We start from the raw sequence: 20448 nt of genomic DNA, 5'->3' as shown, positions 1-20448 counted from the left end.
TTAGTACCCTTAAACCCACCGCCCTATCCACCACGGACAGAGGGATGCCAAAACGTGACGGCTCTTTCGACAAGAGCGACCACGCCATAAAAGACCGAACCCGCAAGTGCTGCAACTGCGATTTCGGCCCAGACCATGTCGATGTTCATCCGCCCGACCTCGGTCGAGATGCGGAAGCCCATGCCGACGACAGGCGTACCGAAGAACTCGGCGACGATGGCGCCGATCAGCGCCAGCGTCGAGTTGATCTTCAGCGCATTGAAGATGAAAGGCGCTGCTGCCGGCAGCCGGAGTTTCAGCAGCGTCTGCCAGTAGCCCGACGCGTAGGTGCGCATCAGGTCGCGCTCCATATGGCCGGACGCGGCGAGCCCAGCCACCGTGTTCACCAGCATCGGGAAGAAGGTCATGATGATGACGACGGCCGCCTTGGATTGCCAGTCGAAGCCGAACCACATGACCATGATCGGGGCGACGCCGATGATCGGCAGCGCCGAGACCATGTTGCCGATCGGCAAGAGCCCGCGGCGGAGGAACGGCACGCGATCGGCGAGGATCGCGGTGATGAAGCCGGCACCGCTGCCCACGACATACCCGAAGATCACCGCCTTGAAGATCGTCTGCCGGACATCGGCGCCGAGCACCGGCAGCGAGTTGGCGATGCGCGCGCCGATGGCGCTTGGCGGCGGCAAAAGGATGAAGGGAATGCCGGCGCCCCGCGTCACGGCTTCCCAGATGATCAGGATCCAGGCGCCGAAAATGGCGGGGATGATCAGGCGCAGCACGCTCCGGGCCCAGTTCGCCATCGGGCGAAGCTCCGACAGGACGGCGACGCAGCGCCAGCCGAGCAGCCAGGCAGCCGTGAGCAGCAGGAAGTACGGCGCCAGTGCCGTGCCTTCAAAACCGGTGATGCCCGATATCAGCAACCATGCGACGAGGTGGGCGCCGACAAACAGCACCACCGCCTCTGCAAGGGGCGGAATCCTGGTCATCGAGATCAGCGCCGCCAGCACGGCCAGGCCGAAGATCAAGCCCTTCGTTGTGAGGTAGGGGTAGTTGAAGCTGACTGCCGGGTCGGCAAGCGCTGCCGCTTCGGGCTTCGACATCGCGCCGAGCGCCACGGCGATCAGGCACAGTGCGATGGCGAGCACCGCTTGCCACGAGGGTTTCAGCCAGTTCATGCCGGCCTCCCGCCCATGGCGCGGTCGACGATACGCCCGGCAATGCCGACCACCATGACCAGAAGTGCGGCCACCACCGAACCGGCGACCAGCGCCGACCAGATGTCGATGGACTGGCTGTAATAGGCGCCGGCCAGAAGCTTGGCGCCGATCCCCGCGACAGCACCTGTCGGCAGTTCGCCGACGATGGCACCGACCAGGCTCGCCGCCACGGCCACCTTCATCGATGTGAACAGGAACGGCACCGAGGCCGGCACGCGCAACTTCCAGAAGGTCTGCGACGCGCTGGCATTGTAGGTGTGCATCAGGTCGAGATGCATGATCTCCGGCGAGCGCAGGCCCTTCACCATGCCCACGGTCACCGGGAAGAACGACAGATAGGTCGAGATCATCGCCTTCGGGATGAGCCCGGTGATGCCGACCGCCGCCAGCACGACGATGATCATCGGCGCCACCGCCAGGATGGGAATGGTCTGCGAGGCGATGATCCACGGCATCAGGCTGCGGTCTAGCGTCGCCACATGCACGATGCCGACGGCGATGATAATGCCGAGCCCAGTGCCGAAAGCAAAGCCAAGCAGCGTCGACGACAGTGTCACCCAGGCATTGTAGACGAGGCTGCGGCTCGACGTGACGGGGCGCAGAAAGGTGTTCTCGAAGAAATTGACCGCCACCTGATGTGGCGCCGGCAGCGTCGGCTTCGGCTGCGACAGCGTCTTGCCGATGAATTCGCTCAAGGCAGGGGTTTCACCGGCGCGCCGGTCGAGATCGCGCTGGAACGGCGTGTTGAGGATAACGGCGAAAACGTACCAGAGCACGACCACGCCAGCGAGGATCGAGGTCACCGGAACGAGCTTGTCGCGGAAGCTGTCCATCTAGCGCACCGCCTCAATCTTCATAGCTGTGCCCTGCCCGCAGACCATCGCGGACGCGCGCGGCGATCGCCAGGAATTCCGGCGTTTCGCGGATGTGGAGCGGTCGCTCCTTCGGCAGCGTCGACTCGATGACATCAGTAACGCGGCCCGGGCGTGGCGACATGACGACAATGCGTGTCGACAGATACACGGCTTCGGGAATGGAGTGGGTGACGAAGCAGATGGTCTTGTTGGTGCGTCCCCACAGTTCCAGCAATTGCTTGTTGAGGTGGTCGCGCACGATCTCGTCCAGCGCGCCGAATGGCTCGTCCATCAACAGAAGGTCGGCGTCGAAGGCCAGGGCCCGGGCAATTGACGCGCGCTGCTGCATGCCGCCAGAAAGCTGCCAGGGATATTTCTTCTCGAAACCCGAGAGGTTGACGAGGTCGAGCGTGCGATTGATGCGCTCCGCCTGCTCTGCCTTGGAGAGGCCCATGATCTCCAGCGGCAGCCCGACATTGCGCTCGATGGTGCGCCACGGAAACAGCGCCGCGGCCTGGAAGACATAGCCATAGGCGCGTTTCTCACGCGCCTGTTCGGGCGTCATGCCGTTGACCGAAATCGTCCCCGAGGTTGGCTTCTCCAGATCGGCGATGACGCGCAGCAAGGTGGTCTTGCCGCAGCCCGACGGCCCGATGAAGGAAACGAACTCGCCCTTGCCGATGGTCAGGTCGACATTGGACAGCGCCTGCACCGGCCCGTCATTGGTCTGGAAGGTCAGTCCGAGTTGGCTTGCCGCGACGACGGCTGGCGAAATCCCCGTCATCGCTTGCTGCCTGCCTGTTCCGGCCCCTGCGGCGCCGACCGGAATCCGATTGCTTTTATCGCGATGTTGTTTTCCAGTCGCCCCTGTCCCATTGGCCCCAGTCCCACTAATTTTGTCCCACTCAATCGACGCCCGGAGTTTCCCCGATGTCGCCCACTTGTCATCTTATCCGCCCTGAAACCACTTATGAAGGCAAGCAGGGATTGACCTATTTCGCCGGCATCGCCGCTGAAACCGTCGGCTCCTCCGGCATCTGCATGCATATGCTGACCATGCCGCCCGGCGCCCGCGCCAAGGCGCACATGCACGAGAACCATGAAACGGCGATCTACGTGCTCTCCGGCGAAGTCCATACCTGGTATGGCGACCGGCTGGAGCATCATATCGTCGTCAAGGCCGGCGACCTCTTCTACATTCCGGCCGGCGTGCCGCATCTGCCGGCCAATCTCAGCGGCGCCCCGTCTTCGGCCGTCATTGCCCGCACCGATCCCAACGAACAGGAAAGCGTCGTCCTGCTGCCGGAACTGGATGCGCTGGTCGCTTGAAGCCGATGGGAACTTGATCGTCATCGGCACCGGGAGACTTCCCCCATGACATTACCGTCTGCATCGGTGATCACCAGCTTCTTGGCGCTCTTGGGGCTTTGCTTGACGGTGAACTCTGCCGGCGACTGCCCATCCTCACCTTCGGCCTCGCATTGCGCCTTGATGACCAGAGAACCGTCCGATTTCCCCTGCTTGTCGGTAAAGGTGCAGGCGCTTGCCACGGTGACCAGATCCGTGTCCGTCAGCAGCAGCATGTCCTCGGCATAGACTTCCTGGCCGTTCTTGTTGATGCAGCCGGACTTGTTGCCGTAGGGCTTGGACAGATCAATCCCCTTTGCCGGAGCCTGACCGGCAGCCAGCACGAGCGCCGTCGCAATGGACAGACCAAAACCGCGCATGCCAACGCCCCACGTCACGAACATGATTGCAGCGGCCCCATTTCTTCAAGGCCGGGAATGGTGACGAAGAAACCATCCTCACCCTTGTTGGTGACCACGATTGTTTCGATCGTCGTCCCCGCCTCGCCCTCGGCGGAACAGGTCGAAGCCAGCGATTGGGCACCCAGCACCGACGTCAATTGCTGCGCGAACCGGCAGCCGCTGCCATAGGTCTCGATGCCCTCGGCGGTCAGCACGATATAGGCATCGCTGTCCTGATAGCCGGCCTTGACGCCGGCGCAGCCGACATCATTGCCCCAGGAGCCGGCCAGCACGCCGCTCGCTGCTGCCGGGCCAGCGACAACTGCCGCCAGGACCAACGAAATGAGCGCGGCCGAGCGCTCCAAGCTCAAACCCCGGTCGCCGGGATGCCGGTGCGTTCGACCTTGCGCGGCGCGGAAATTTCCTTCCACGTCGACAGCGCCCGGTTGACCGCCGCGTTCGGCTCGCGGGCCACGAACTCGCCGTGCCCCGGCTTGGCCTTGACCTCAGCCTCCTGGATCGACAATTCGCCGCGCGAGAACACGAAGCGCGGCAGGCCGGTCACCTCGAACCCTTCGAAGACATTGTAGTCGATGACAGATTGCTGCTTCTTCGACGAGATCTTCTTCTTGCGTTTCGGATCCCAGACGACGATGTCGGCGTCAGCGCCTTCGACGATGGCGCCTTTCTTCGGGTACATGTTGAGGATCTTGGCGATGTTGGTCGAGGTCACTGCGACGAACTCGTTCATCGTCAGCCGGCCGGTGTTGACGCCGGTGGTCCACAGCACCGGCATGCGGTCTTCCAGCCCGCCGGTGCCGTTCGGGATTTTGGTGAAATCGCCGACGCCGTTACGTTTCTGCTTGGTTGTGAAGGCGCAATGGTCGGTCGCCACCACCTGCAACGAACCCGCCTGCAGGCCGGCCCACAGCGAATCCTGGTGTAATTTGTTGCGGAAGGGCGGGCTCATGACGCGGCGCGCCGCATGGTCCCAGTCCTTATTGAAATACTCGCTCTCGTCGAGCGTCAGGTGCTGGATCAGCGGCTCGCCGAACACACGCATGCCCTTCTGCCGCGCCCGGCGGATCGCCTCGTGGCTCTGCTCGCAGGAGACATGCACGACATAGAGCGGCACGCCCGCCATGTCGGCGATCATGATGGCGCGGTTGGTCGCCTCGCCTTCCACTTCCGGTGGCCGCGAATAGGCATGACCCTCGGGGCCATTGTTGCCGGCCGCCAAAAGCTTCTGCGACAGGGCGGCAACCACGTCGCCATTCTCGGCATGAACCAGCGGCAGCGCGCCAAGGTCGGCGCAGCGCTGGAACGACGCATACATCTCGTCGTCGTCGACCATCAGCGCGCCCTTGTAGGCCATGAAATGCTTGAACGACGTGATGCCCTTGTCGACGACGGTGGCCATCTCGTCGAACACCTGCTTGCCCCACCAGGTGATCGCCATGTGGAAGGAATAGTCGCAGGATGCTTTCGAGGTTTTGTTGTCCCACATCTGCAAGGCTTCCAGCAGCGACTGCTGCGGCGCCGGCAGGCAGAAATCGACCACCATTGTGGTGCCGCCGGCAAGCGCCGCGCGTGTGCCGGATTCGAAATCATCGGCCGAATAGGTGCCCATGAACGGCATTTCGAGATGGGTATGCGGATCGATGCCGCCCGGCATGACATAGCAGCCGGTGGCATCGAATTCGTGGTCGCCATGCAGGTCCGAACCGATGGCGACGATCTTGCCGTGCTTGACCAGCACATCGGCCTTCCACGTGCGGTCGGCAGTGACGATGGTGCCGTTCTTGATGACTTTGGTCATTTTCTTGTTCCCTTGTTCTCTTCGCGCTTCTTTGCGAGCGGCGTTTGGAATGCGGATTTGAGGCTCACTCCACGATGACAGCCGTCTCCACCACGGCATGGAACAGCACGTCGGCACCAGCCGACGCCCATTCCTTGGAGATATCCTCGGCCTCGTTGTGGCTGAGCCCGTCGACGCAAGGGCACATCACCATCGCGGTCGGCGCAACGCGATTGATCCAGCAGGCATCGTGGCCGGCGCCGGAGACGATGTTGCGGTGCGTATAGCCGAGGCGTTCGGCGGCATCGCGGATCGCCTTGACGCAGCCGGCGTCGAAGGTGACCGGGTCGAAAGCGCCGACCTGCTCGATCTTGTACTGGATGTCGAGCGCCTCGCAGATCGTGTCGATGCCTTCGCGGATGCGGCCGTCCATCGCATCCAGCACTTCCTTTTCGGGCGAGCGGATGTCAATGGTGAAGACGGTGCGGCCGGCGATGATGTTGCGCGAGTTGGGAAACACCTCCATATGGCCGACCGCGCCGACGGCGTCGGGCTGGTAGTCCATGGCGATCTCGTGCACCAGTTCGATCACTCGCGCCATGCCGAGCCCGGCATTGCGGCGCTTCGGCATTGGCGTCGAGCCGGTATGCGCCTCCTTGCCGGTCAGCGTCACCTGCAGCCACTTCAGCCCTTGCCCGTGGGTGACGACACCGATGTCGATGCCCTCGTCCTCGAGGATCGGTCCCTGCTCGATATGGAGTTCGAAGAAGGCATGGATCTTGCGGTCGCCGACCTTCTCGGCACCCTTCCAGCCGATGCGTTCAAGCTCCTCGCCGAATTTCTTGCCTTGCTTGTCTGTATGCTCATAGACATCGGCCTGGTCGAGCACACCGGCAAACACGCCGGATGCCATCATTGCCGGGGCAAAGCGCGCGCCTTCCTCATTCGTCCAGTTGGTGACGACGATCGGATGTTTGGTCTTGATGCCGAGATCGTTGAGCGACCGCACCACTTCAAGCCCGCCCAGCACGCCGAGCACGCCGTCATACTTGCCGCCGGTCGGCTGCGTATCGAGATGGCTGCCGACATAGACCGGCGGCAGGCTGGGATCGGCGCCTTCGCGGCGGGCAAACATCGTGCCCATCTCGTCGACGCCCATTTCGAGCCCGGCCGCATCGCACCAGCGCTTGAACAGATGCCGGCCCTCGCCGTCCTCGTCGGTCACGGTCTGGCGATTGTTGCCGCCGGCAATGCCGGGGCCGATCTTCGCCATCTCCATTATCGAATCCCACAAGCGGTCTGAATTGATTCGCAGATTCTCGCCGGGTGCGGCCATGCCAAGTCCTCTCATTTCATGTCCTGGGCGGGCGGCGGTTCCCGTCGCCACCCGTCCAGGTATAGGCAGATTAGTCTATCGAGCGCAGGACATCCCGCACATGGTCGATCAATTCGTTGATCTGGCCCTTGGTGATGATCAGCGGCGGCGACAGCGCGATGATGTCGCCGGTGGTGCGGATCAGCGCGCCGCGCTCGAACGCCTTGACGAAGGCCGAGAAGGCCCGTTTGGTCGGCTGGCCGGCGATCGGCGCCAGCTCGATCGCGCCGATCAGGCCGATGTTTCTGATATCGATGACGTTCGGCTCGCCCTTCAGCGAGTGCAGTGCGTCTTCCCAATAGGGAGCCAGTTCCTCGCCACGGGTCAGCAGGCCCTCTTCCTTGTAGGTATCGAGCGTGCCCAGGGCCGCCGCGCAGGCGATCGGATTGCCCGAATAGGTGTAGCCGTGGAAGAACTCGATCATGTGCTCGGGGCCGGTCATGAAGGCGTCGTGGATTTCCTTCTTCACGAACACCGCGCCCATCGGGATGACGCCGTTGGAAACGCCCTTGGCGGTGGTCATGATGTCGGGCGTGACGCCGAAATAGTCGGCGGCGAACGGCGTGCCGAGACGGCCGAAGCCGGTGATGACCTCGTCGAAGATCAAGAGGATGCCGTGCTTGGTGCAGATTTCGCGCAGCTTCTGCAGATAGCCCTTGGGCGGCAGGATCACACCGGTGGAACCGGCGACCGGCTCGACAATGACGGCGGCGATGGTCGAGGCGTCATGCAGGGCGACGATGCGCTCCAGCTCGTTGGCCAGTTCCGCACCATGCTCCGGCACGCCTTTGGTGAATGCGTTCTTCTCGGGCAGATGCGTGTGCGCCATGTGGTCGACGCCGCCGAGCAGCGTGCCGAACATCTTGCGATTGGARACGATGCCGCCGACCGARATGCCGCCGAAATTGACRCCGTGATAGCCGCGCTCGCGGCCGATCAGACGGRWGCGCGAGCCMTYGCCCTTGRCGCGGTGRTAGGCGATCGCCATCTTGAGCGCCGTTTCGACCGATTCCGAGCCGGAATTGGTGAAGAAGACATGGTCCATGCCCTTCGGCGCGAGGTCGACCAGGCGGTTGGCCAGTTCGAAGACGATCGGATGGCCCATCTGGAAGGCCGGCGCGTAGTCGAGCTCGGCGGCCTGATGCTGGATGGCCTCGGTGATCTTCGGCCGGCAGTGGCCGGCGTTGACGCACCACAGACCCGCTGTGCCGTCCAGCACCTTGCGGCCATCGCTGGTGGTGTAATGCATGTCCTTGGCGGACACCATCATGCGCGGTGCCTGCTTGAACTGCCGGTTTGCCGTGAACGGCATCCAGAATGCACTGAGATCGTTCGGCGTGACTTTCAGCCGGTTGGACATGACCAAGACTTCCCCTTGTAACTTGTTTCGGTGCGCCCAACGCTTGGTCTTCGTTGCGATTTCGTGCTACGCAAATTTTTGACCGATTGGACAAACGTTAGCACCGCCCTGTCGGCGGTCAAGGGATTACTAGCGGAAATGCGGCACATGAAGTGCGTTCCACAGGCCAAGGAAAAACTGGTCCAGAGAATTGGTCCAGATGACCTTGAACGCGAGGTTTGGCAAAGCGGGAGCTGGCAACGGTGACCACCAGCACGGACGCCCCTCGCCGCACCCGAATCCAGCAGGAAAAGCGCGAACTCATCCTAGAGGCGGCGCTCGAGGTTTTCTCCACCAACGGCTTTCGCGGCTCGACCATCGACCAGATCGCCGAAGCCGCCGGCATGTCGAAGCCGAACCTGCTTTATTATTTCCGCCGCAAGGAGGACATCCACGAGACACTGATGCAGCGCCTGCTCGACACTTGGCTGGCGCCGCTGCGCGAGCTGGACGATATCGGCGATCCCATGACCGAATTGCGCAACTACATCAGGCGCAAGTTGGAAATGGCGCGCGATTTTCCGCGCGAGAGCCGGCTGTTCGCCAATGAGATCCTGCAAGGGGCGCCGCGCATCATGCCGCTGCTGGCGGGTGAACTGAAAACGCTGGTCGATGAAAAAGCCGCCGTCATCAAGAGCTGGATGCGCGCCGGCAAGATCGCCAGGACCGACCCCTGGCATCTGATCTTCTCGATCTGGGCAACGACGCAGCACTATGCCGATTTCGACGTCCAGGTCCGAGCCGTGCTCGGCCCCGACCGCGGCGGCGATGGCCGTTTCGAGGATGCCGCCCGTTTTCTGGAGCAATTGTTCCTCGACGGGCTGAAGCCGAAAAACTAACTTTCGGCGCTTATATCAGGCGCTGCGCCGTTCGGCCGGCAGCGCATCCAGCAACGCCTGCAGCTTTGCGATCGAGTTCTGCTCGGCAAGCGGCGTGTAGACGATCAGCTTCATGTCGGAGCCGTCGCCCACCGACAAGCTCATATGCTCGAACGTCATGCCGCCAGCGCTTGGATGCCTGACATGCTTAACCCCCGACAGTCGATGCGCCACGTCGCGCTGTGGCCACCAGGCGCGAAACTCCGGGCTCGAGCGCGTCATCAACTCGATCAGCCGCTCGAAATCCGGATCGCCGACATATCTGGCGCTTGCGGCCCGGAACGAGGCCAGCACCATGCGCGCCAGTTGCTCCCAGTCGACCAGCAGCCGCCGGTGGTGCGGATTGGTGAAGACCATGTGGACGATGTTGCGGGCATCCCCATCCAGCAGACCATAGTCGCCGAACACCGCGACCGCCGCCGGGTTCCAGGCCAGCACGTCCCAGCGCCGACCGACGACGTAGGCCGGCTGCAGCACCAGGCTTTGCAGCATGTGCAGCAAAGGGCCGTCGACTTTTTCCGGCGCTACGGCGCGACGCTCCGGCTGCTGGCGGCCGGCGAGGGTGAACAGATGCTGCTTTTCGGCGGCGTCGAGGCGCAGCGCCTCGGCAAGCGCCGTCAGCACCTCGACCGAGGGCCTGACGTCCCGCCCCTGCTCCAGCCATGTGTACCAGGTCGTGCCGACGCCGGCGATCATTGCAACTTCCTCGCGCCGCAGCCCGGGCGTGCGCCGCCTGAGGCCGGTGGCAATGCCTGTGGCCGATGGCGTCAGCCTTTCGCGGCGCGAGCGCAGGAAAGCGCCCAGCTCGCGCCGGCGGCTGTCTTCGGCGGAGTGCGTGGGAGCAGAGTGAGGCTGGGATTCCATGAGGCTAGTATAGCAGTATTGATACCAGGATAAAGTTTGAACTGTTTGACCCGCGCCGCCTGTCCCATCTTCCGTTCAGAGCAACAGAACGGAGGCTCCAAACATGGAACTCAAAGACAAGATAATCCTCGTCACCGGTTCGACCGACGGTGTCGGCCGCGTGGTGGCGCAAAGGCTCGGCGCTGCTGGCGCCAGCGTGCTGGTGCATGGCCGCGATGCGACGCGCGGCAAGGCAACGATCGCCGACATCGAAGCCGCCGGCGGCAAGGCCGAGCTGCTGGTCGCCGACCTCTCCTCGTTGGCGGAGGTGCGCCGCCTCGCCGAAGCCGTGCGCGCCAGGACGGACCGGCTCGACATCCTCATCAACAATGCCGGCATCGGCACCGCAGGCCAAGGTGCCAAAAGGCAGGTCAGCGCCGACGGCTACGAACTGCGCTTTGCCGTCAACTATCTCGCCGGTTTCCTGCTGACATCGGAGCTTCTGCCATTGCTGAAGGCAAGCGCTCCGGCGCGCATCGTCAATGTCGCCTCGGCCGGGCAGCAGGCGATCGACTTCGGCGATGTCATGCTGACCCGCGGCTACGACGGCGTGCGCGCCTATTGCCAGAGCAAGCTGGCGCAGATCTTGTTCACCGTCGACATTGCGCAGGAGCTGAAAGCGACAGGCGTTACCGTCAACGCGCTGCATCCGGCCAGCTACATGAACACCACCATGGTCCGCCAGGCAGGCGTCACGCCATGGAGTTCGGTTGAAACCGGCGCCGACGCCATCCTCAACCTCGCGACTTCATCGGCGCTGGAAGGACGCAGCGGCCTGTATTTCGACGGCCTGCGGGAATCCCGCGCCGACGCCCAGGCCTACGACGCCAAGGCAAGACAACAGTTGCGAGCTTTGAGCCTCGACCTCGTCGAGCTCGCCTCCCCAACATCGAAGGAACAGCATTCATGACCACCACAATCCAGCACACCGTCATCATCGGCGGTTCGTCCGGCATCGGCCTGGCGACGGCGCGCAAGCTGATTGGCCCCGGTATGAAGGTGACCATCACCGGGCGCAACCAGGATAGGCTCAACGGCGCCTGGAAGAGCCTCGGCGGGGCCGTCGAGAAGGCTGCGTTCGATGCCTCGAAGCCGGACGAAGTCAGCCAGTTCTTCGAACGCCTCGGCCCCTTCGACCACCTGGTCCTGGCGGCAAGCGGCGGCAAGGGCCTTGGCCCCTTCCAGACGCTTGACCTGACCGACATCGGCAGCGGCGTCGACGAGAAAGTCCGCCCGCAACTGTCATGCCTGCAGGCCGCCTTRCCGACGCTGAACAAGAGCGGATCGGCCACCTTCATCTCGGCAGTATCGGCTCAGCTCGCGACGCCGGGCGTCGCCGGGATCGCTGCCATCAACGGCATGCTTTTGACCGTCGTGCCGATCCTGGCGGTGGAGCTGAGGCCTCTGCGCGTCAATGTCGTGGCGCCTGGCGTCATCGACACGCCCTGGTGGTATTTTCTGGCCGTGGAGCAGCGGCAGGCGCTCTTTGCCGAATATGCCGGCAAGACCCCGGTCGGCCGCATCGGCCGCGCCGACGACGTCGCCGACGCAATCGCCTTTCTCGTCTCCAACGGCTTCATGACCGGTCAGGTGCTAACCTGCGACGGCGGCCTGCGATTTGCGGCTTGATCCACATCGCCCCAAGCCCCGGTTGCGCCCCTCGGCTGGATCTAAAGTTGACCCCTCAGCCAGGCGAGCGTTTCGGCAACGCCGTCAAGGCCGTACCGTGCGGCGGTATGCGCGGGTGGTTTGACCCGTATCGATATGCCGCCGGCATCGTTGACGGCTTCGAAGCCGTTTTCGTCTGGCGTGTCGTCGCCCAGGAAGACCGGGCGGCGGCCTGTGAAGGGCGCTATGCCCATGAACCGCCGGATCGCGGCACCCTTGGCTGCCTCGAGCGGCAACAGTTCCACGCCGGCATTGCCGGCAACCACCCGGTAGCCCTCGGGCAGGCTGGCCAGCGCCTGCTCGACAAGCTGCGTCGCGCGCGGAAGCAAATGCGGGGCAGCGCGCGTGTGGATGGCCAGCACCCGGCCCTTGCGTTCGATATAGGCTTGCCCACGACCGAGCTCGGACTCAATCTCGTCGGCAAGGGCCGCGATATCCGCCGGCTCTCCAGCGACTTCGACTTGGTCATCCGGCAGGAGCCTGTGTTCCAGGCCATAAAGCCCGGCCGCGCGCAGCTTCAAAGGCTGAAAAAGCTCATCCACTGCCGCAACCGAGCGGCCCGTGATAACAGCCAATGCCCCGTTCAACTTGTGATCCAGGCCTTGCAGCAAAGAGCGAAGCTCGGCGCTGACCAAGACGGCGTCCGGGTGTTCGGCATGTTCCAGCAGGGTGCCGTCAATGTCGAGGAACAGCGCCCATTCGCCGGCCAGCACAGTCTGTGGCTTTCGCAGAGTCTCGCTCATGACATTGCCAGCCGTTTGCGCTCGAACATAGAAACGACATTGTCGGCGCTTGGAGGCTGTCGGTCGCCACTGCCGGTTGCCCGATCGACGTCACCGCGCTTGCGCAAGCGTGCCGCATCCAGAAGCATGCTGCCGGCCCAGCGATAGACGTTGTTGTCGCGGACCATCTGCCGCATCGGCCGCATGCGCTCGCGCTGCTCATCCGCCGTCATCGTCAGCGCCTGCAGCAGCGCCTCGCTCATCATGGCGGCATCGTAGGGGTTGACGATCAGCGCCTCCAGCAATTCGCGCGAGGCACCGGCGAATGTGCTGAGCATCAAGACGCCCTGTTCGTCGTTGCGCGCTGCAACGAATTCCTTTGCGACCAGGTTCATGCCGTCATGCAGGCTGGTGACCATGCAGATGTCGGCGGCACGATAGATCTCATAGACCTGTTCCTGCGTGTGATGTTCGGCCACCATGATCACCGGCCTGTAGCCGTCGCTGCCATAGCGCTCGTTGAGCTCTTCGGCATAACGGTGGCATTCGTCGTAGAGCTGCCTGTAGGCCGGGAGGGTGCCGCGGCTCGGTGCCGCGATCTGCAGGATGACCACCTTTCCGATCCATTCCGGGTATCGCTTGAACAATTCGTCCAGCGCTTGGAGGCGATCCAGAATACCCTTGGTGTAGTCGAGACGTTCGACGCCGACGCCCAGCTTCACATCCGCTTTCAATCCGAACCTGGCGCGCAGGCGGGCGCGGCAGTCATCGACATCAGGCAATCTTGCCAGAAGGTCCTCCGGCCACTCTATCGAGATGGGATAGGCGTGCACCAGCGTCGTCTGCCCGCCATAGGAGATGGCCGCATCCGCCCGCTCGATGCGGCTTTCCAGGAAGCGATCGACACTCTCGGTGAAATTGTTGGCATGGAACTGGGTGTGGAAACCGATGATCGAGCTGCCGAGCAGCCCTTCGAGGATGCGCTCGCGCCATGGACAGATGCTGTACACTTCCGAGTTCGGCCACGGGATGTGCCAGAAGGTTATGATGATTGCCTCTGGCAGGCGCTCGCGGATCATCCGCGGCAGCAGTGCGAAGTGATAGTCCTGGACCAGCACGATCGGCCGCTCGTTGCGTGCTTCGGCCACCACCGTGTCGGCGAACTTCCGGTTGACGGCTTCATAGGCCTCCCAGTCCGAGGCGCGAAAGATCGGCCGGGTGAAGGCGATATGGCAAAGCGGCCACAGACCCTCATTGGCAAAGCCGAGATAGTAGCCCTGATGCTCTTCCTCCGTCAGCCAGACCCGGCGCAGCGTGTAGGACGGATTGCCGGGTGGCACCTGGACCCGGTCGTCCTCGTCGACCATGAGACGGTCCGCGGTGCCGCCGCCATAGGCAATCCATGTCCCGGCGCAGGCGCGGGTGATCGGCTCCAGCGCCGAAACCAGCCCGCTGGCCGGTACGAGCAGTTCGACGCCATTGCCCCTGACGTTGTGGATGTATGGTTCGCGGTTGGAGACCACGATGACCTGCGCATCGGGCAGATCGTCAGCCAGGATCTTGCGCAATGTCTCGGGCGACCACGTCACCAGGGCGGCATCGGCTGATTGGCCGTTCTTTTCGAACTCCCGTATCACCTTGCGCGCCGCTTCCGCGGCCACGTCCTCGCCGGCTGGATGTGCAACCGTTGGATGGTGGCTGCGGCGTTGCCGCGATATGGAGAAGAAAACGGCAAGAGCGGAAAGACAAAGGCTCGCGAGGATCAGAACCCAGAGCAGGTCCGCACCATAATCTGTCATTGGAATGCCAACTCACCTCAGGCCGTTCGGCGGCCTTTTTGTTCGTGTTTCCGACTAGAAACTGTCCGCCGGCAACCTGGTCGGCGCCGGGACCTGTATTGTGCAACGCACAAGGCAGCGATCAGTTCCAGCCAATCTGGATCGGATCATGTTCTGACGATGAGCGGTACAAGGCCTTCATGCCGGTCGGCGAGGAAGGCGACGACCCGGTCGCCGACACGCTGGAACGTGAGATCGACCACCCTTTCACCGACGCCCAGATGCCGTAGCGTGAGTGTGTCGATGCCGATCGGCAGCCGCGGACGGGTGACTCGGATTTCGCCGTCCCAGCCATCAATTTCCAGGCCGAGGCAGGCCTGCATCAGCATGAAGGCGGATCCCGCCGACCACGCTTGCGGCAGGCAAGCGACGGGATAGGCGATCGGTGCTTCGCCCGGCGCGCGGGTAAACCCGCAGAACAGTTCCGGCAACCGCATGTTGAAATGGACTGCGGATTCGAACGTGCCGCTCATCAGGCGGACCACGCTGTCACGCTCGCCATAGCGCGCCAGGCCGGCGCCGCAAATGGCCGTGTCATGCGGCCAGATCGAGCCATTGTGGTACGACATCGGGTTGAAGAACACGGCATCGTCGGCAAGCGTCCTCAGCCCCCAGCCGGAATGGAAGGAGGCGGAAAGCAGCTGATCGGCGACCATCTGCGCCCGCGCCGGTTCGGGAAGCCCGACAAGGAGGAGATGGCCCGCATTCGAGGTCCGCACCTTGCAGGGCTCGCCGGCACCGTCGATCGCAAGGGCATAGAAGCCGAGGTCGTCGAGCCAGAAATCGCGTTCCACCGCGGCTCGCATGGCCTCGGCGAGACTGTCCCAGTGGTCGGCTCTCTCGTCTTCGCCACGGCGACGGGCAAGTGCTGCCAGCCCCCGGAAGGCGGCGAAGACATAGCCTTGCACCTCGACCAGCGCGATCGGACCCTTGGGGATACGGCCATCGGCATGAAAGACGGAATCGAAGCTGTCCTTCCAGCCCTGGTTGGCGAGGCCGGACTCGGCAGCCCGCTGGTAGGTCACGAATCCGGTCTCGCGGCCCGCCTCCTCCGTCCATTCGGCCGCCGCGCATAGCGACGGCCACAGGCTGTCGATGAACGCCATGTCGCCAGTACGATCTGCATAGGCACAGGCGAGATGGATGTAGAGCGGCGTCGTATCGACGCCGCCATAGTAGCGGCCGAATGGAAGCTCCCGCAGCGCCGCCATCTCGCCCTTGCGGGTCTCGTGCATGATCTTGCCCGGCTGCGAATCGCTGAACGGCGACGTCTCCGTCGCCTGATGCTGGGCCAGGAAGGCCAGCACGCCACGCGCCAGGCCGGGATTTAGCCAGAGCATCTGCAGCGCCGAGATGACGCCGTCACRGCCGAACGCCGTCGAGAACCAGGGGATGCCGGCATAGGGATAAGGTCCGGTCGCAAGCTCGGTGGTCAACAGCGCGACATCGGCGCGGGCGCGCTCGACCCAGTCGTTGAAGACGCGACCGGAACTGTGCACCGTCGCGCCATGGCGCCGCTTGGCCCGCATGCCAAAGCGGGCCCGCGCGGCAGCGGCGCGGAAACGGTCACGATCGGGCGCATCCGCCACCTCGGAACCGACCTCGACATAGAGCACACTGCTGCTGCGCTTGGTCACCGCGAGCAGGAAATCGGCGCGGTCGGCTGTCAGTTGATCCGGTGCCTGCGAAAACGAGATCGCCGATGCGCGCGCCAGTCCGTCCAAGCCGTCGTAGCGCAGCAGGACGGATGTCGCATCCATCTCGGCCACATGCGTCATGCCGCGCCGCAGCCGTGTCGAGCCGCGCACTTCGAACATGTCACGGAAATCAGCAGCAAAGTGCAGGGAAACGCCGATCGTCGAGGTTTCCCGGCTGTAATTGGAAAGGGTGATGCGTTCGAACAGTCTGTCCTGCCAGAGCAGCCGGACGCGTTCGACATGAATGGCGCCCTGCGGAATGTCGCGACCGCTGGCGCTGAGCATCGGCAGATTGGTCAGGTTGGTGGTGAACAGCACATTGTCCTGGCTGAGTGAGGCGCCAAGCAGCGATGTCTGCCTGCCGCCGACGGTCAGCCGGAACTCGGACAGCACCCGTGTGTCGTCGCGGAAAAAACCGTCGCCGGCGCCGCGTATATCGCCATAGGCATCGGCAACCGCAAAGCAGTCGCCCTGTTTGAGCGCAAACAGCCGGTGCGGCTCACGAGGCGCTGTCGCGTCGAGCGAGGCAAGCGCGACGGCGGGATCGAGCTGGCGCTCATCGAGTTGGGCCATTCGTCACAAATCCCTGTCGTTTCATTCCCATAGATCGAGCGCGTCGCTGCTCACGACGCCTTCGCCTCGCTCGGGACACCGAGCAGGCGCGCATAGGCGGCCAGGTAGTCGCCGGCCATTCTTCTGGCGGAAAACCGCCTTTCGAAAACGCCCCTCACCTTTCGCCTGTCGAGCTGCAGCAAGTCCGGCACTGCGGCGACCGCGCCATCCAACGAATCCGCGATAAAGCCGGTGACGCCTTGATCAATGATCTCGGGCAGCGCGCCGCAATTCCAGGCGATCACCGGCGTGCCGCAGGCCATTGCCTCGATGGCGGCAAGGCCGAACGGCTCGGGCCAGTCAATCGGGAACAGCAGGCCGGCAGCGTTGCCGAGAAATTCCGCCTTCTGGTCCTCCTCGATCTCGCCGACATAGTCGATGCGATCGCCGTCGATCAAAGGCTCGACCACTTCGTGGAAATAGGCTCGGTCGTCGTCGCCGATCTTTGCCGCAAGCTTCAGCTTGAGCCCGGAGCGCAAGGCGATCTCGATGGCGCGATCCGGGCGCTTGTCGCGTGAAAACCGACCGAGGAAGGCAAGATAGGGTTCTTGCGCTTTGGTCTCGAACGTCGGTTCGTAAGCACCGGTCGGCAGTCCGTGGTGGATCGTTGCCAGCCAGTTGGCCCTGGCGAGGCCTGTCTTCTGGCTGCGCGAAATGGAAATCATCGGGAAGCGCGGGAACCGCTCATAGGCCGGCGACAGGTCGACATAGTCCAGCCTGCCATGCGGCGTCGTCACTGTCCGCTCCGCCATGTCCTCGAAGAAGGAAAAGTGCAGGAAGTGGCTGAGGTGGAAGTGGATGACGTCAAACTCTCGCACCCGTTTCCGCACCTCGGCAAGCATCGAAAGATGCGCCGCAATCTCGGATTTGAGCGGGCGCGGATCGAGGCGAAGCGCGCATTCCCTGCCGGCGACCAGCTTCGCAGAGGTCTGGCTGTCGCCACTGGCAAACAGGGTCACCTCATGGCCAAGGTCAACCAGCGCTTCGGTCAGGTACGAGACGATGCGTTCGGTGCCACCATAAAGTCTGGGCGGCACCGATTCATAAAGCGGCGCGACATGGGCAATTTTCATATTTCGTCCCGGGATGCTCGGCATACAGGTGCGAAATGCATCAACGGCTCGATTGGTTCCGATTTAACATCGATGCCGTCGGGGGCTACGAGCGGCTGCGGGTCGAGTGCCATGCCACGCAGGCAGTGGCTGCGATCACATGAAACCAGGATTGCGGGGCAGATACTGAGACCAATCGCCAAGATCCCGCGTCGACATCAGAACCATGGGAAGCGTGATGCGCATCCCATGCTCGACGGCGGTGCTCAGAGCTGTTTGCGTCGTGCCAGGCAGAAACGCCGACACCTGCGAAGAGCCAATCTCCGCGGCGAGATTCAGTGCGGTTCTGAAGGCAGCGTCGAGCTGATCCGGCCGCACGACCGCAAGTGGCCCGATGTGGCCGTTGGTGCCTATATAGACGTAGCCTACGCAGTCGTCCCCGGCATACAGAACAACGCCCCTCGTCGCATCGTCGTTGATCAAATACCGATGGTGCTTTTCGCGTGATACGCCCAGGGCCCGATCGTCAATATAGGCAAGGCTATGCAGGTGCGAACCTGTTTCCCTCAGAGGCACACTGCGGAGCTGCCCGGCCTTCAATCGACCTTTCAGGACATCCTGCGCGACGCTGAGATTGTAGATCGGGAATCGCGGGAACAGTCCGTGCCTGATGTAGAGACCTTGCGATACGGTGTTGAAGCTGAAGGTGATCAAAGCCTTGTTGGTCGCTCCCGACTGCCGCGCATGCTCCAGCGTTCGTTTCAACAGTTCGTTGCCGATCCCGCTGCCCTGATGACTGGAAGAAACGAACAGCTGCGCGAGAAACCACAAATCCCCTCAGACCCAACTCCAGGCGAAGCCGAGGATTTCACCGGCGTCTTCCGCCACTCACAAGCCAGCGGCGTCGTCGTTCAAGGAAAACAATTGAAAATTGGTCGGGCGCGGCACGGCCATGGGGCCAAAGCCATGGCGCTCGGTCAAATCGTTGATGCTGGCAACGACAAGCTCGTCAGCTCGTTTCAGATCTTGCGCGCCGGCAGGTCGATACACGACTGACACGAGGCCACTCCTTGACAAGAAGCCGCCGGCGCACATTAGAGCGTCCGGTGCCGAAGTCAAACAGCACCGCCATTACCTGCAATCCCCGTGGTCTGTCGATCTTCTGCGGGAAAACCTGATCGCTTGTTCTTTGCCTAGACAGACTGTGCGATCAGCGTCAGAAAACCACCGCCCAGTGCGACATTGCCGACGAAGCCGTTGATGCGCGACGCCCGGTCCGGGCCCTTATGATCCCAGAAATTGTGGAACATCGGCGTTGCAACAATGAGGAACACGACCAGCACCGCACAGGCAATTGCGATCCAGAAGCCCGCCATTACCAACACGCCGGCAATGATCTGCAGGACAACGCCGGCCCATAGCGCCAACCGCGCCTGCGGCACGCCGCGCGCGGCCATCAGCTGGGTCAGGAAGGCCGCGTTCTGGATGTTTCGCAGGCCGGCGAAGACGAAGGCGCCGCCGAGCAACAACCGGCCGAGAAACAACAAGGTCGAAGGCAAATCGATCGGCATCAAACTCTCCCTTTCAAAACAGTTGGAGCGCCGCCTCCTCGACGGCGCTCCAAGACAAAACCTGTCAATCAGGCAGCTTTGGCCGCCGCCACTGGATGAAGGGCGTGGAACGGGATGCAGAGCCGGTTCCAGGTGTTGATCATGCCGAGCGCGACCGACAGCTTGACCAGTTCCTCTTCCGAGAAATGCTGGAGCGTCTTTGCATAGAGTTCGTCCGACACGCCATGGTCAGCGATCAGGGTAACGGCCTCGGTCCAGGCGAAGGCGGCGCGCTCACGCTCGGAAAACAGCGGCGATTCCTTCCAGGCCGAAACCAGATAGAGCCGTTGCTCGCTCTCGCCGTCGCGCCTGGCCTCGCGGCTGTGCATCTCGACGCAGTACGAGCAGCCGTTGATCTGCGACGCCCTGAGTTTGATCAGGTGCAACAGGCTCACCTCGAGCCCGCATTCGTCGACCGCCTTGTTGAGCGCCGACACCGCCTTCATGATCTCCGGCGCCTTGGCGAAAAATTGCAGCCTCTGTTTCATCTTGATGTCCTTTACGCTTGCTTGGTTGAACTGGATTTCTGCTGCCTCTGATGGCGCGCCACGAAAGCGCAGCCGGCAGCGAACGAACGCGGATCGGCATCGGTCACGTATTCCGCCACGATATCGGACAGCTTTGCCTCGGCGAGTGCGGCGCGGTAGGCCTTCTCGGCCTTCAGCATCGCGATATTGATGCCGCAGGGTTTGACATAAGCCGAGGCGTCTAGCCTGGTCGGACCGTTGCGGCGGATCTCGCCGCAACGGAAGGCCGGTTCGCGCCCTTCGACCGCCAGCACGATATCGAGCAGCGTTATGCGCTCGGCCGGCCGCGCCAGCCGGTAGCCGCCGGCCGGTCCCGGCACCGATTCCAGGATGCGCGCAGCGCTCAGCATGTTGAGATGCTTCAGGAGGTAGCTCGGCGACAGGCCAAAGGCCTCCGCCAGCGCGGCGCCCGGCATGGTCGCCTCGCCTTCGACGCCGGCCAGCATGGCGGCGCAGTGGATGGCTGCTTCAACGCCTTCGCCCAGCTTCATTGTGTCGATCTCCAATTCATGGATAAGTCTTATCGTGGATAACTTCTATCTGCAAT

The 20448-nt window shown here is 63.1% G+C and carries 22 protein-coding genes; 5 read left to right on the top strand and 17 right to left on the bottom strand.

All coding sequences use genetic code 11. The features are described 5' to 3' along the window. Nucleotides 1-23 precede the first annotated feature (23 nt). The 3 genes from AC1D0I_RS11090 to AC1D0I_RS11080 are packed head-to-tail and all read right to left on the bottom strand — an operon-like array spanning nt 24 to nt 2858. Nucleotides 24-1178 carry an ABC transporter permease gene (locus AC1D0I_RS11090; protein WP_477395056.1) on the bottom strand — a complete coding sequence of 385 codons (1155 nt, stop codon included), beginning with the start codon at nt 1176-1178 and terminating at the stop codon, nt 24-26. Then, nucleotides 1175-2053 carry an ABC transporter permease gene (locus AC1D0I_RS11085; protein ID WP_477301961.1) on the bottom strand — a complete coding sequence of 293 codons (879 nt, stop codon included), beginning with the start codon at nt 2051-2053 and terminating at the stop codon, nt 1175-1177. The genes AC1D0I_RS11090 and AC1D0I_RS11085 overlap by 4 nt, the downstream gene beginning before the upstream one ends. Before the next feature lie 13 nt (nt 2054-2066). Then, entirely contained in the window at nt 2067-2858 is a 792-nt protein-coding gene (locus tag AC1D0I_RS11080) for an ABC transporter ATP-binding protein (RefSeq protein WP_457152353.1), read from the bottom strand. Nucleotides 2859-3004: 146 nt separating this feature from the next. Here AC1D0I_RS11080 and AC1D0I_RS11075 point away from each other — a divergent pair, with 146 nt between their 5' ends. Next, nucleotides 3005-3403, top strand: coding sequence for a cupin domain-containing protein (locus AC1D0I_RS11075; protein ID WP_477395054.1), 399 nt, complete (start codon nt 3005-3007; stop codon nt 3401-3403). 20 nt (nt 3404-3423) lie between these two features. On the opposite strand, the gene AC1D0I_RS11070 is transcribed toward AC1D0I_RS11075, so the two are convergent. The 5 genes from AC1D0I_RS11070 to aptA all read right to left on the bottom strand — a co-directional run bounded on the left by AC1D0I_RS11070 (nt 3424) and on the right by aptA (nt 8355). Further along, nucleotides 3424-3801, bottom strand: coding sequence for a hypothetical protein (locus tag AC1D0I_RS11070; RefSeq protein WP_477395052.1), 378 nt, complete (start codon nt 3799-3801; stop codon nt 3424-3426). Nucleotides 3802-3815: 14 nt separating this feature from the next. Next, nucleotides 3816-4193 carry a hypothetical protein gene (locus AC1D0I_RS11065; RefSeq protein ID WP_477226955.1) on the bottom strand — a complete coding sequence of 126 codons (378 nt, stop codon included), beginning with the start codon at nt 4191-4193 and terminating at the stop codon, nt 3816-3818. After that, on the bottom strand, nt 4190-5641 hold the full coding sequence (gene hydA / locus AC1D0I_RS11060; RefSeq protein WP_477226954.1) for a dihydropyrimidinase: 1452 nt from the start codon (nt 5639-5641) through the stop codon (nt 4190-4192). The genes AC1D0I_RS11065 and hydA overlap by 4 nt, the downstream gene beginning before the upstream one ends. 64 nt (nt 5642-5705) lie before the next feature. Continuing rightward, the gene (locus AC1D0I_RS11055) at nt 5706-6956 is read right to left on the bottom strand and encodes a Zn-dependent hydrolase (protein ID WP_477302221.1); all 1251 of its coding nucleotides are present in this window, start codon (nt 6954-6956) and stop codon (nt 5706-5708) included. Between the two features lie 70 nt (nt 6957-7026). After that, nucleotides 7027-8355: an omega-aminotransferase AptA gene (gene aptA / locus AC1D0I_RS11050; protein WP_477395050.1), complete on the bottom strand. Its 1329-nt coding sequence runs from the start codon at nt 8353-8355 to the stop codon at nt 7027-7029. Between the two features lie 242 nt (nt 8356-8597). Between aptA and AC1D0I_RS11045 the strand changes: the two genes are divergently transcribed. Further along, on the top strand, nt 8598-9233 hold the full coding sequence (locus tag AC1D0I_RS11045) for a TetR family transcriptional regulator C-terminal domain-containing protein (RefSeq protein ID WP_095088913.1): 636 nt from the start codon (nt 8598-8600) through the stop codon (nt 9231-9233). A 15-nt stretch (nt 9234-9248) separates the two neighbouring features. On the opposite strand, the gene AC1D0I_RS11040 is transcribed toward AC1D0I_RS11045, so the two are convergent. Beyond that, a complete protein-coding gene (locus AC1D0I_RS11040; protein WP_477395048.1) occupies nt 9249-10136 on the bottom strand; it encodes a helix-turn-helix transcriptional regulator in 888 nt (295 codons plus the stop codon). 103 nt (nt 10137-10239) lie between these two features. On the opposite strand from AC1D0I_RS11040, the gene AC1D0I_RS11035 reads away from it, so the two are divergent. Together AC1D0I_RS11035 and AC1D0I_RS11030 are read left to right on the top strand one after the other, a co-directional pair. Beyond that, nucleotides 10240-11085 carry an SDR family NAD(P)-dependent oxidoreductase gene (locus tag AC1D0I_RS11035; protein WP_477395046.1) on the top strand — a complete coding sequence of 282 codons (846 nt, stop codon included), beginning with the start codon at nt 10240-10242 and terminating at the stop codon, nt 11083-11085. Continuing rightward, nucleotides 11082-11804 carry an SDR family oxidoreductase gene (locus tag AC1D0I_RS11030; RefSeq protein ID WP_477395045.1) on the top strand — a complete coding sequence of 241 codons (723 nt, stop codon included), beginning with the start codon at nt 11082-11084 and terminating at the stop codon, nt 11802-11804. The genes AC1D0I_RS11035 and AC1D0I_RS11030 overlap by 4 nt, the downstream gene beginning before the upstream one ends. A 41-nt stretch (nt 11805-11845) precedes the next feature. Here AC1D0I_RS11030 and otsB read toward each other — a convergent pair whose 3' ends face one another. From otsB to AC1D0I_RS11005, 5 genes are all read right to left on the bottom strand, one after another. Then, nucleotides 11846-12586 (bottom strand): trehalose-phosphatase, encoded by a 741-nt coding sequence (gene otsB, locus AC1D0I_RS11025; RefSeq protein WP_477395044.1) that lies wholly within the window; start codon nt 12584-12586, stop codon nt 11846-11848. Then, a complete protein-coding gene (locus tag AC1D0I_RS11020) occupies nt 12583-14364 on the bottom strand; it encodes an alpha,alpha-trehalose-phosphate synthase (UDP-forming) (protein ID WP_477395042.1) in 1782 nt (593 codons plus the stop codon). The genes otsB and AC1D0I_RS11020 overlap by 4 nt, the downstream gene beginning before the upstream one ends. A gap of 146 nt (nt 14365-14510) precedes the next feature. After that, the gene (locus tag AC1D0I_RS11015) at nt 14511-16673 is read right to left on the bottom strand and encodes an amylo-alpha-1,6-glucosidase (RefSeq protein WP_477395040.1); all 2163 of its coding nucleotides are present in this window, start codon (nt 16671-16673) and stop codon (nt 14511-14513) included. 50 nt (nt 16674-16723) lie between these two features. Next, nucleotides 16724-17785 (bottom strand): glycosyltransferase family 4 protein, encoded by a 1062-nt coding sequence (locus tag AC1D0I_RS11010; RefSeq protein WP_477395039.1) that lies wholly within the window; start codon nt 17783-17785, stop codon nt 16724-16726. A gap of 135 nt (nt 17786-17920) precedes the next feature. Next, on the bottom strand, nt 17921-18595 hold the full coding sequence (locus tag AC1D0I_RS11005; protein ID WP_477395037.1) for a GNAT family N-acetyltransferase: 675 nt from the start codon (nt 18593-18595) through the stop codon (nt 17921-17923). Here AC1D0I_RS11005 and AC1D0I_RS11000 point away from each other — a divergent pair. Then, nucleotides 18509-18820 carry a hypothetical protein gene (locus AC1D0I_RS11000; protein WP_477395142.1) on the top strand — a complete coding sequence of 104 codons (312 nt, stop codon included), beginning with the start codon at nt 18509-18511 and terminating at the stop codon, nt 18818-18820. The two genes, AC1D0I_RS11005 and AC1D0I_RS11000, sit on opposite strands and share 87 nt — an antisense overlap. Before the next feature lie 137 nt (nt 18821-18957). Here AC1D0I_RS11000 and AC1D0I_RS10995 read toward each other — a convergent pair whose 3' ends face one another. From AC1D0I_RS10995 to AC1D0I_RS10985, 3 genes are all read right to left on the bottom strand, one after another. Continuing rightward, a complete protein-coding gene (locus AC1D0I_RS10995) occupies nt 18958-19335 on the bottom strand; it encodes a DoxX family protein (protein WP_477395035.1) in 378 nt (125 codons plus the stop codon). A gap of 68 nt (nt 19336-19403) precedes the next feature. After that, a complete protein-coding gene (locus tag AC1D0I_RS10990; protein ID WP_477395033.1) occupies nt 19404-19862 on the bottom strand; it encodes a carboxymuconolactone decarboxylase family protein in 459 nt (152 codons plus the stop codon). Nucleotides 19863-19873: 11 nt separating this feature from the next. Beyond that, nucleotides 19874-20392, bottom strand: a complete 519-nt coding sequence (locus AC1D0I_RS10985; protein ID WP_477395032.1) for an RrF2 family transcriptional regulator — start codon at nt 20390-20392, stop codon at nt 19874-19876. Nucleotides 20393-20448 lie beyond the last annotated feature (56 nt).

This window comes from Mesorhizobium sp. P2_D1, from assembly GCF_056404455.1.
This window is presented reverse-complemented; position numbering and strand designations above follow the sequence as displayed.

Bases quoted from the DNA above. Each gene is read 5' to 3' on its own strand.
- AC1D0I_RS11040 (WP_477395048.1), bottom strand. From the start codon at position 10,136: ATGGAATCCCAGCCTCACTCTGCTCCCACGCACTCCGCCGAAGACAGC.
- AC1D0I_RS10990 (WP_477395033.1), bottom strand. From the start codon at position 19,862: ATGAAACAGAGGCTGCAATTTTTCGCCAAGGCGCCGGAGATCATGAAG.
- hydA (WP_477226954.1), bottom strand. From the start codon at position 5,641: ATGACCAAAGTCATCAAGAACGGCACCATCGTCACTGCCGACCGCACG.
- AC1D0I_RS10995 (WP_477395035.1), bottom strand. From the start codon at position 19,335: ATGCCGATCGATTTGCCTTCGACCTTGTTGTTTCTCGGCCGGTTGTTG.
- AC1D0I_RS11070 (WP_477395052.1), bottom strand. From the start codon at position 3,801: ATGCGCGGTTTTGGTCTGTCCATTGCGACGGCGCTCGTGCTGGCTGCC.
- AC1D0I_RS10985 (WP_477395032.1), bottom strand. From the start codon at position 20,392: ATGAAGCTGGGCGAAGGCGTTGAAGCAGCCATCCACTGCGCCGCCATG.
- AC1D0I_RS11055 (WP_477302221.1), bottom strand. From the start codon at position 6,956: ATGGCCGCACCCGGCGAGAATCTGCGAATCAATTCAGACCGCTTGTGG.
- AC1D0I_RS11075 (WP_477395054.1), top strand. From the start codon at position 3,005: ATGTCGCCCACTTGTCATCTTATCCGCCCTGAAACCACTTATGAAGGC.
- AC1D0I_RS11090 (WP_477395056.1), bottom strand. From the start codon at position 1,178: ATGAACTGGCTGAAACCCTCGTGGCAAGCGGTGCTCGCCATCGCACTG.
- AC1D0I_RS11020 (WP_477395042.1), bottom strand. From the start codon at position 14,364: ATGACAGATTATGGTGCGGACCTGCTCTGGGTTCTGATCCTCGCGAGC.
- otsB (WP_477395044.1), bottom strand. From the start codon at position 12,586: ATGAGCGAGACTCTGCGAAAGCCACAGACTGTGCTGGCCGGCGAATGG.
- AC1D0I_RS11000 (WP_477395142.1), top strand. From the start codon at position 18,509: ATGCTCCAGCGTTCGTTTCAACAGTTCGTTGCCGATCCCGCTGCCCTG.
- AC1D0I_RS11085 (WP_477301961.1), bottom strand. From the start codon at position 2,053: ATGGACAGCTTCCGCGACAAGCTCGTTCCGGTGACCTCGATCCTCGCT.
- AC1D0I_RS11035 (WP_477395046.1), top strand. From the start codon at position 10,240: ATGGAACTCAAAGACAAGATAATCCTCGTCACCGGTTCGACCGACGGT.
- AC1D0I_RS11080 (WP_457152353.1), bottom strand. From the start codon at position 2,858: ATGACGGGGATTTCGCCAGCCGTCGTCGCGGCAAGCCAACTCGGACTG.
- AC1D0I_RS11010 (WP_477395039.1), bottom strand. From the start codon at position 17,785: ATGAAAATTGCCCATGTCGCGCCGCTTTATGAATCGGTGCCGCCCAGA.